Source organism: Endozoicomonas arenosclerae (assembly GCF_001562015.1).
Classification (GTDB): Bacteria; Pseudomonadota; Gammaproteobacteria; order Pseudomonadales; family Endozoicomonadaceae; genus Endozoicomonas_A; species Endozoicomonas_A arenosclerae.
The window spans coordinates 1-9,119 of the sequence record NZ_LASA01000225.1 but is presented as its reverse complement, the minus strand read 5'-3'; the positions used below and the strand labels follow the sequence as shown (position 1 = coordinate 9,119).

The following is a 9,119-nucleotide window of genomic DNA, read 5'->3' as shown; positions in this document are numbered from 1 at the left end:
CATGATGACCCCTTACGAAAAGTTCCTGTCACTGAAGGAACCAGAACAGTACCTGAAAGAAGGGATTACACTGGACCAACTAAAGGACAAAGCGGAAGCCATGACCGATAATGAAGCGGCCAGAAAGCTGCAACAAGCCAGAGAAATCCTGTTTCAATTAGTTCATGAGCGACAAGCCGAGGGTTAGGTAGTAGTACCTGCCTTCAGGCTCATTTCAGGATTGGAAAATACTGTTGTACTCCGATTTGGTGATCAATCATAATCTGTGCCATTTGAGGACCATCGATCAAGATAATAGGTACTGCACCAGTCTGAAATGAAGCCCCTTTCGCTCCATCTGTAAACTGGCTGGTGGTTAAGAAAATTCCTTGTTCATAACGTCCCTGAATAGCACCTCTGAACTGGTCGATTTCAGGACGGGTAACTTTATTTCGACCTGTGTAGCGTTTGCATTGAGCAGCGACATTCATATAGGAAAGGCCAACTTTTAGCTTCCCATAAGCATCAATGCCACCATCATTACTGACGTTAGTGACATTCACATCTTTGAAACCGTAGTTAGACAAAAGCCGTGCCGAAAAACGCTCAAAATTAAATGGGCTCAAGCGTTTCAAATCTTCAAGGATATGGCCTTTTACTTGTTGAAGATGAAGCTGTTGCAGCTGCCTGATCTCATCTATGTATGATGTAGCATCTGGTAGGGCAATATCAGAAGTGGTAGCGGTAGCTTCCTCTTCCTTCTCGAACAGCAAAGTGTAGCGACTATCGTCCACTTTTTTGAAAAAGCGCTTCTTGGCCATGTTTGACCAAGTGGCACCTTCGCAGTGACGAACGATCTGTACCCTTAAAACTTGCTCGGGGGTTGGCGTGTTGAATGTGTAGAGATTATTGCTAACGATCTCTCCATGAATCTCACTGATCGTGAGAGGTTGCGATGCGTTTTCCAAAACAGCAATTGCAGCCTGTACAATAGTCCTTTTTTCCATTTACAACAGTTCTTTCAATGCTCTCACAATCGCTGACCAGTCAACGGTTTCTGTCATATGGCACCAGGATACCCTGATCGCACCCATGATTTCTTCCTGAGGCATATCCATCGCAGTCAGAACATGGCTGAGGGTATAGCTTTGGGAGGTACAGGCAGAACCATTAGAGACCGCAGCAATACCCTTCAGAGCAACAATGGCCGCTTCAGAATTAATACCTGGAACAGAGAAATTAATGGTATGAGCCAAAGCATTATCAGCTCCGTGGTATCGAGGATTCAGTTCTGATAATGCAGACAATGCTTCATCTTTTAACTTTAAACATGCCTCTTTACGTTGCGTCTGGTTTTGAAGTGCTTGTTCAGCAGCTTCACCCAGCCCTGCTATCAGATGTACAGGCAGAGTACCAGGTCTTAAACCTTTTTCCTGACCACCACCAAACATAATTGCTGATAGAGGAGTGCGCTTGTAGCCTCTTTTACGGGCAATTAACGCACCTACACCTTTAGGTCCGTAAAGTTTGTGAGCACTGACGCTGATAAAATCAATGCGTTTGTTTTCCAGTGTTTTGGGAATTTTACCAAAGCTTTGGGCGGCATCAGTGTGAAAATAGGCGTCATGCCCTTTAAGCTGTTCTAAACATTCAGCTAACGGTTGAATGGCACCAGTTTCGTTATTGGCATGCATAATCGACACTAACAGCGTGTCATCACGTAAAGCATCAGCCAAGTCTTTAGGCTTAATACGGCCATCAAAATCTGGTTTCAGATACGTGACTTCAAAGCCTCTTTTTTCAAGAGCTTCATTAGGTTCCAGTACAGCTTTATGTTCAATTGCTGTAGTGATGATGTGCTTCTTGCCCGTTTTTTCACCTTCAGGAGCAAGTCCTAAAATGACCAGGTTATTACTTTCAGTAGCACCGCTGGTAAAAATAACTTCATCTTTACCTGCAGACGCAACCAGAGCTAGTTGTTGACGGGCTTTTTCAACAGCTTGTTTTGCTCGGGTGCCAAAGTCATGAGTTCGGCTTCCAGCATTACCAAACTCTTCAATAAGATATTTTGTGACTACAGCCGCTACGGCTGGATCAATGGGAGCCGTAGCGTTGCAATCCAGATAAACCGACATAAAATTATTCCTGTATAAGCAGCTTCGTTCTCAGATGAAAATCTTCTGGATAACAAACAAACAGAGTGTCATAATCTCACAAACATCTCATTTTTTGTATCCATACATTCCTGTGACATCCCCATGACTGCTTCATTCGAGTATGTATTCCCATCCATACGGGGTACTCAGGCAGGGCGTCAGTATTATGTCTCCATGTGTCCGCTTAAGCTGATTCCCAAAATATTTCTGTTTGATGAGGAAGAGCTAAAACCAGAGCTTCGAGCGCAGAGGCTTTTAAACCGATCGCGCATACCGGAAATTGCCCGCTACCTGGTCAGGAACAAAGATGACTACGTATTTTCGTCGATCACAGCTTCGATTGATGGCGATGTTAATTTTATTCCGTTAGGAGATGATGGTGATGAAAGTTTGGTCGGCTCGCTGAGGGTGGACATGCAGTCACACTTTATCATCAACGATGGTCAGCATCGTCGAGCCGCTATCGAAGAAGCTCTCAAGCAACATCCAGCACTGGGCGAGGAAACCTTGTCTGTAGTGTTTTTTGTCGACCGTGGTCTGAACCGTTGTCAGCAGATGTTTGCGGACTTAAATCGATACGCTGTGAAAACAAGTTTATCGCTAGGTTTGTGTTATGATCACCGGGATGCACAAGCCCAAATTTCCAGGCTGGTGGCCATGAAGTCCAAGGTCTTCAGTGGCTTAGTGGATATGGAAAAATCAGCATTGTCCGTACGTTCAAGAAAGCTGTTCACCTTAAGCTCTATCAATTCAGCAAATATTGCGATGTTGAGTGGTGTTGAGTTAAAAACAGAAGATAAGACAGATGGAATGAGTGTTGAAGATGCAGCCGGACTTTGTATCGATTTTTGGGACGAAGTTGCTACAAACATCCCTGAATGGGAGCTTGTCAGCGAATCAAAAATCACTGCAGGTGATGTACGAGAAGAGTTTATACATAGTCATGCCGTGGTACTGCAAGCGCTGGGTGCCGTTTGTAACCGGCTGATTAATTTATCTATGAGAAATAGACAACTGAAATTATCAGGTTTGAACAATATTGACTGGCGACGCACCAACTCCAAGGCCTGGGAAGGCCGCTGTATGTCTGGCGGACGTGTCACAAAAGCCGGGCACAATGTTACCCTTACATCCAACTACATCAAAATGCAGCTTGGCATCAGTTTGACGCCGGATGAGCAGCGAACTGAAGAAGCCTTTAAGCGAGGTGAACATGTCAAGTAATGCACGAAAGTCTGCTTTTAAAGCGCAAGGCTTCAAACAAACCATTGATGAAGTCCTGAAAAAAACGCAGGAACTTTACTTAAGCGATGAAATTCCCTGGGTTGTGGGCTATAGCGGTGGTAAAGACTCTACCGCCGTGTTGCAGCTGGTATGGTTTGCTCTAGCTGACTTGCCTAAAGAGAAGCATATCAAACCAGTGCATGTTATCAGTACAGATACACTGGTAGAAAACCCCGTGGTTGCTTTGTGGGTAGAAGCTTCTTTGGAAAAAATCAATCAGTCGGCAGAAGCGCAAGACTTACCTATTCAGGCCCACCGCCTGATACCAGCGGTAGAAAACCGTTTCTGGGTGAATGTGATTGGTAAGGGCTATCCAGCACCTCGACCAAAGTTTCGCTGGTGTACTGATCGTTTGAAGATCAAGCCTTCCGAAACATTTATTAAAGATACGGTTAAGCAAAATGGCGAAGCCATTTTGGTGCTTGGAACCCGTAAGCTTGAGAGTACAACACGTTCAGCCAACATGCGCGAAGCAGAAGAGCATGAGCGAAATACTCGCGAAGGTTTGGTGGCAGACCAAACCTTGGATCGCGTCTGGAAGTTCACCCCTATTGGTGAATGGAGTAATGACGATGTCTGGGTTTACCTCAATCAGATCAGAAACCCTTGGGGTGTAGAGAACTTTCAGCTTCAGACTATGTACCAGGGCGCAACAGAAGATAATGAATGCCCACTGGTCGTAGATACAACCACGCCAAGTTGTGGTGACAGTCGTTTTGGTTGCTACGTCTGTACTCTTGTTGGTCAGGATAAATCCCTGCACGCCATGATTCATAATGATGATGAGAAAATCTGGATGGCTCCTCTACTGGAGTTGCGTGATGATTACCTCGATCATACCAATTATGAAGTAGATCGTTCTCGCAGAGACTGGCGTCGCATGGATGGCCGCACAACGCTTCATATCAATACTCGCTATGGCGAAGCCAAGCTGGTTTATGGCCCTTACACCGAAGAGCATCGGCACGAATTATTCAAGGCCGTGCTAAGAGCACAGCTGGCTATTCAGGAAAACGGTCCTGATGAAGTTCGTACCATGAAGCTTCTCAATGACGACGATATGGAAGCCATCCGACGTATCTGGGTCATGGAAAAACATGAGATAGAAGATGCTCTACCTGGTTTGTATCAAGAAGTGATGGGTGAGCCATATCCCGGCATTCAATTAACCGAAGGTTTGTCTTTTGGTGCCGAGGAAATGCTTCTGTTGAAGCGTGCCTGTGAACTGTACGTGAAGAAAAATCCAGACAGCGAAATAGACCCAATCCTTCTCTACAAGCAGACTCGTGAGTTGTTGCACATCGAACTCCAGAATAAAACCATGATTCGACGTGCCAAGCTTTACGACACCCTGGAGCGAGCCATTGAGAAATATTCTTTTGTGAATGAGACAGAAGCTCTGACTTACCGTCTTCGCAAAGAGATCAAAAGTACGGAAATTAAACTCGGTACTCTGCTGGAAGAAATCAAACATCTTTCCGGTAAAGTTGAGCTCCGGAAGAAAAAAGATAAAGAGATTAATGAAACTAAGCAGCGCCTACAGATAGCGAGAGACCAGTTGAAGGATGTACTGTCACTTGAAGAAGATGTAGATCTGGTACATTTCATCACACCACAGACCACTGCTCAGGATGGAAATACTGTAGATCATGTTGCTTGATGAACTGAATATTGAGAACTTTGGCATATACAAAGGCAGTGATCACTCCATATTCTTCACCCCAAGAGGGGAGAAGAATATCATCCTGATTGGTGGTCTGAACGGAGGTGGTAAAACCACGCTACTTGATGCCTTGCAGCTGGTTCTCTATGGCAAACATGCCAAAACGTCTAATCGTGGACGCATGGCGTATGAAGATTACCTGAAAGAAACGATCAACCGACATTCCCGTCACAAAAGTGCCATGTTGGAACTCTTTTTCTATCACCATAATGAAGGAAAGAGGGACCGTTATCAGGTGAAACGCTCTTGGTCTGTCCGTGGCAAGAGTGTCAAAGAAAATTTATTGGTATGTAAAAATGGAGTTGAAGAGCCATTGCTTTCTGAGCAATGGGATGAATATGTCAATGAGTTCATACCATCTAATATTTCCGGGCTGTTTTTCTTTGACGGTGAAAAAATTGAAAGCCTTGCTGATGCCCGTAAATCCGCAGGTTTGATTAAAACCGGTATCCATGCCCTGCTGGGCTTAGATGTGGTTGATAACCTGTCTCGTGATCTGAATGCTCTTAAAAACCGAAGGAAGATTAAGCAGCAGACCGCTGAGGTTCAAGCTCAGATCAAACAGTTGGAGACTCGGAAAAAGGAACTCAAAAAAGAGCTCCTGCCTCTCAATGAGCAAAGAACTCTATTGAAGGAGAAGCTGAAGCAGGCCGAAAGCGACTTAAATGACGCATGGCTTGATTTTCGTCGTGAAGGTGGTGAGCTATATAAGCTCAAGAAAGCTCTTGAAGAAGAGAAGAATGCCGCTGAAAAAGAGTTTGAGAAGCACAAAAAAGAGATGCGTAAACATGCCGAAGGAGCTGCACCTCTTTTATTGGTAAAAGATCTCATCTACAAAGCCAAAGAACAGGCCATTAAGGAAGAAGAGGGGGCAGTTGCCAAGGCAGTGGTTGAATCTTTGTCCGTTAGAGATTCCAAACTCCTTCAGCTGCTTGAAGCTGCCGGTGCTGGCCAGGAAGCTATTGCCTCTGCACGCCAGTTTGTGGAAAAAGATAAGTCTGAGCGCTTGAAGCAGATACCTGAAAAAACCTATCTAAATGTTTCTCCTGAAGCGTTTGCAGGTTTAAACGATGAGTTTTTCAGCGGTGTCCAGTCGCAAGGTAGAGAGCTCAAACAAGGGTATGACGAATTCCAGGAAAAAATAGCGCAGATAAGCAAAAAGTTGGGCGCTGTTCCGGCACAACATATTATTGCCGGAATTCAGAACCGAATAGAAGAATTTAAAGCAGAAGTTGAAAAACTTAAGATTGAGCTGAACCTTGTGACACAGCAGGTTCAGGAGAGAGAGGAAGCGATCAATCATCAAGATGCTCAGATCAGCAAAAAGCTGACAGACTCTGCTGATAAAGGCTTTGATATTGAGCGTCAGTTAAAGGTGCTTGAGCAGGCCGACAATGTCAGGGATGTACTGACTGAATTCAGATCATTGTTGATTAACGAAGATATCAGCCGTCTGGAGCAGAAAATTCTGGAAAGCTTCCAGTCTCTTATTCGTAAAGATGATCTGATTGATAAAATCGATATTGATACTGGCACTTTTAAATTGACCTTGCTGGGTAAGGATCAACAGTCAATCAAACCTTCCCGTTTATCAGCAGGTGAGCGCCAGCTGCTGGCTATCTCTATTCTATGGGGGTTGGCAAAGGCTTCGGGTCGCCCTCTGCCTGCTATTATCGACACGCCTCTTGGTCGTCTGGATAGCAAACACCGTAATCATCTGATTGAGAATTACTTCCCTAATGCCAGTCATCAGGTAATTTTGCTCTCAACCGATCAGGAAATTGATCAGCAATATTGCAAAGGGCTGGAGCCTTATATATCTGCCAAGTATAAGATTGAGTATCAAGAAGATATTAAGTCGTCTGTTATCAAAGAAGGGTATTTTTAAGGAGTTAAATTATGACAATTGAAAATATCCGGCTTTCTGAGAAGGGCAAACAGCAGCTACTCCAGTTGAAAAAGCGGACTGGTATCGAAAACTGGAACACCCTTTGTCGCTGGGCTTTTTGTACGTCTTTGGCTGAGCCGTCAGTTCCACCTTATGAGGATATTCCTTCTGATAGTTCAGTTGAGATGACTTGGAAGGTGTTTGGTGGTAAATTCAGTGATTTATATTATGCTTTGTTAATCGAGCGTTCTGAAGCAGATGGCATTGATGATCCCATGTTGTGTCTGAAACTTCATTTAAATCGAGGAATTTCCTTTATACTGAACGATAGCAATATTACTCCGTTGATTAGTGACTACAGTTAGATTAGCTCGTATGATTAAGTAATCCTCTTCAGATATCTAACGTGATATTATTAACAAGTTGTTTATAAAACGATGTTTTTCCTTGCTGAATAAATCAGCAAGGAAAAACCATTTAGGGAAAAATTTTCCAAATTTTTAAAAGAGACTGTAAATCTAACTGTGTCTCTGCCTGATTTCAGACAAAGTCTATCAACCGGTCTTCAAACTCAATCATGAACCGATTCAAGGCCGGCTTCCAGTTCCTGATGGGCATTGTCCACTTCTTGGACGCTTCCATGATGGCAAGGTAGACCACTTTTCTGGCGGAGTCATCCGTTGGAAACACCTTTCGCTTGTTAGTCGCCTTGCGTACCACACTGTTCAGAGACTCTATTGCATTCGTCGTATAAATCGCTTTACGGATATCCATTGGATAGTTGAACAGAGTTCGCAAATGATCCCAGTGATTATTCCAGGAACGGCTGATTTGCGGATACTTGCTGTCCCACTGCTCACCGAACTTCGATAAAGCCTGCAAGGCTTCTTCCTCGGTCACGGACTGGTAAATGCCTTTAAGCCCGGCAGCTACCGCTTTATAGTCCTTGAACGGGACGTACTTCATGGAATTACGCACCATATGCACAATGCAGAGCTGTATCTGAGTTTGAGGAAATACGCTATTGATTGAGTCAGGAAAGCCTTTCAGGCCATCAACGCAGGCGATCAGGATATCCTGAACTCCTCGGTTCTGTAGCTCAGTCATGACGCTCAGCCAGAACTTAGCCCCTTCGTTTTCTGAGAGCCACATGCCCAGAAGCTCTTTCTGACCTTCAATATTGACGCCCAGGGCCAGGTAAATAGCCTTATTGATAACCTGTTTATCCTGCCTGATTTTTACAACGATACAGTCCAGATAAACGATGGGGTAGATGGCATCGAGAGGCCGTGACTGCCACTCTACTACCCGCTCAATAACAGCATCGGTTACCTTGGATATCAGGGTTTCAGAGACATCGGCGGCATAGAGTTCCCTGAAAGCAGCCACGATATCCCGTGTGCTCATACCCTTGGCATAGAGATAAAGAATTTTATCGTCCATGGACGTGAAGCGAGTTTGCCGCTTCTTAACGAGTTGAGGCTCAAAAGTACCGTCACGGTCTCTGGGAGAATCAATGTTGAAAGAGCCATCTTCGGTTTTCAGGTGCTTGGAAGAGGAACCGTTTCTCTTGTTGTCAGAAGGGCTCTGGCCATTCTTTTCATAGCCAAGGTGCTCATCCAGCTCAGTATTGAGAGCGGTCTCGATGGTGACTTTAGAGAGCATTTGCCGAAAGTCGTTCAAGTCACTTTCGGTTTTGATGGATTTAGCTGCTTCACGGGCGAAGGCTTCAAGCTGTTGCTTGTTCATGAGGCCTATCCTCAACCATTACTGGTTATAAGATAGGCAGGGACACAGTTTTATTCACAGTCTCTTTTAAAAATTAATAGACCAAATCTTTAATGCTTGTTGGGCTAGGGAACCTGCGAATAAGTTCCTGATCATGAGATAATAATCTCAGCAGCTTGATCAGAGGTAGTCATGGACCAACAACTCTCTTTTTCCGACAGTGAATTCAGCCAGAAGCGACGCAGAACTCGTAGGGAAATTTTTCTTGAAAGAATGGAGGTTCTGATTCCATGGAAACGCTTAGAGGCTGTCATCGAGCCCTATTACCCTAAGCGTGGCAACGGAAGACCTCCTTATCCTC

General features: G+C 44.5%; 9 protein-coding genes. 6 read left to right on the top strand and 3 right to left on the bottom strand.

Features of this window, described 5'->3' with window-relative positions; translation table 11 throughout:
• Positions 1 to 187 (top strand): hypothetical protein (locus WG89_RS31475; RefSeq protein ID WP_062260707.1); only part of this gene is annotated, 187 nt, incomplete at its 5' end.
• A gap of 22 nt (positions 188 to 209) precedes the next feature.
• Here WG89_RS31475 and WG89_RS27880 read toward each other — a convergent pair.
• A complete protein-coding gene (locus WG89_RS27880) occupies positions 210 to 986 on the bottom strand; it encodes a restriction endonuclease (RefSeq protein WP_062270973.1) in 777 nt (258 codons plus the stop codon).
• Complete coding sequence (dndA, locus tag WG89_RS27875) at positions 987 to 2,114, bottom strand: cysteine desulfurase DndA (protein WP_062270971.1); 1,128 nt, start codon at positions 2,112 to 2,114, stop codon at positions 987 to 989.
• Between the two features lie 123 nt (positions 2,115 to 2,237).
• On the opposite strand from dndA, the gene dndB reads away from it, so the two are divergent.
• Genes dndB through dndE form a run of 4 tightly spaced genes read left to right on the top strand, consistent with a single transcriptional unit; the run spans position 2,238 to position 7,395 of the window.
• Positions 2,238 to 3,359 (top strand): DNA sulfur modification protein DndB, encoded by a 1,122-nt coding sequence (dndB, locus tag WG89_RS27870; RefSeq protein ID WP_079254102.1) that lies wholly within the window; start codon positions 2,238 to 2,240, stop codon positions 3,357 to 3,359.
• Positions 3,349 to 5,079 (top strand): DNA phosphorothioation system sulfurtransferase DndC, encoded by a 1,731-nt coding sequence (gene dndC, locus WG89_RS27865; RefSeq protein ID WP_079254101.1) that lies wholly within the window; start codon positions 3,349 to 3,351, stop codon positions 5,077 to 5,079. Before dndB ends, dndC begins: the two co-directional genes overlap by 11 nt.
• Positions 5,069 to 7,030 carry a DNA sulfur modification protein DndD gene (dndD, locus tag WG89_RS27860; protein ID WP_062270967.1) on the top strand — a complete coding sequence of 654 codons (1,962 nt, stop codon included), beginning with the start codon at positions 5,069 to 5,071 and terminating at the stop codon, positions 7,028 to 7,030. The genes dndC and dndD overlap by 11 nt, the downstream gene beginning before the upstream one ends.
• A gap of 11 nt (positions 7,031 to 7,041) precedes the next feature.
• Entirely contained in the window at positions 7,042 to 7,395 is a 354-nt protein-coding gene (gene dndE, locus WG89_RS27855) for a DNA sulfur modification protein DndE (protein ID WP_062270965.1), read from the top strand.
• A 175-nt stretch (positions 7,396 to 7,570) separates the two neighbouring features.
• Here the strand turns inward: dndE and WG89_RS27850 are convergent, their stop codons facing one another.
• Positions 7,571 to 8,779 (bottom strand): IS256 family transposase, encoded by a 1,209-nt coding sequence (locus tag WG89_RS27850; RefSeq protein WP_062270963.1) that lies wholly within the window; start codon positions 8,777 to 8,779, stop codon positions 7,571 to 7,573.
• Positions 8,780 to 8,950: 171 nt separating this feature from the next.
• On the opposite strand from WG89_RS27850, the gene WG89_RS32500 reads away from it, so the two are divergent.
• On the top strand, positions 8,951 to 9,119 hold a 169-nt coding region (locus tag WG89_RS32500; protein ID WP_062260605.1), incomplete at its 3' end, for a transposase.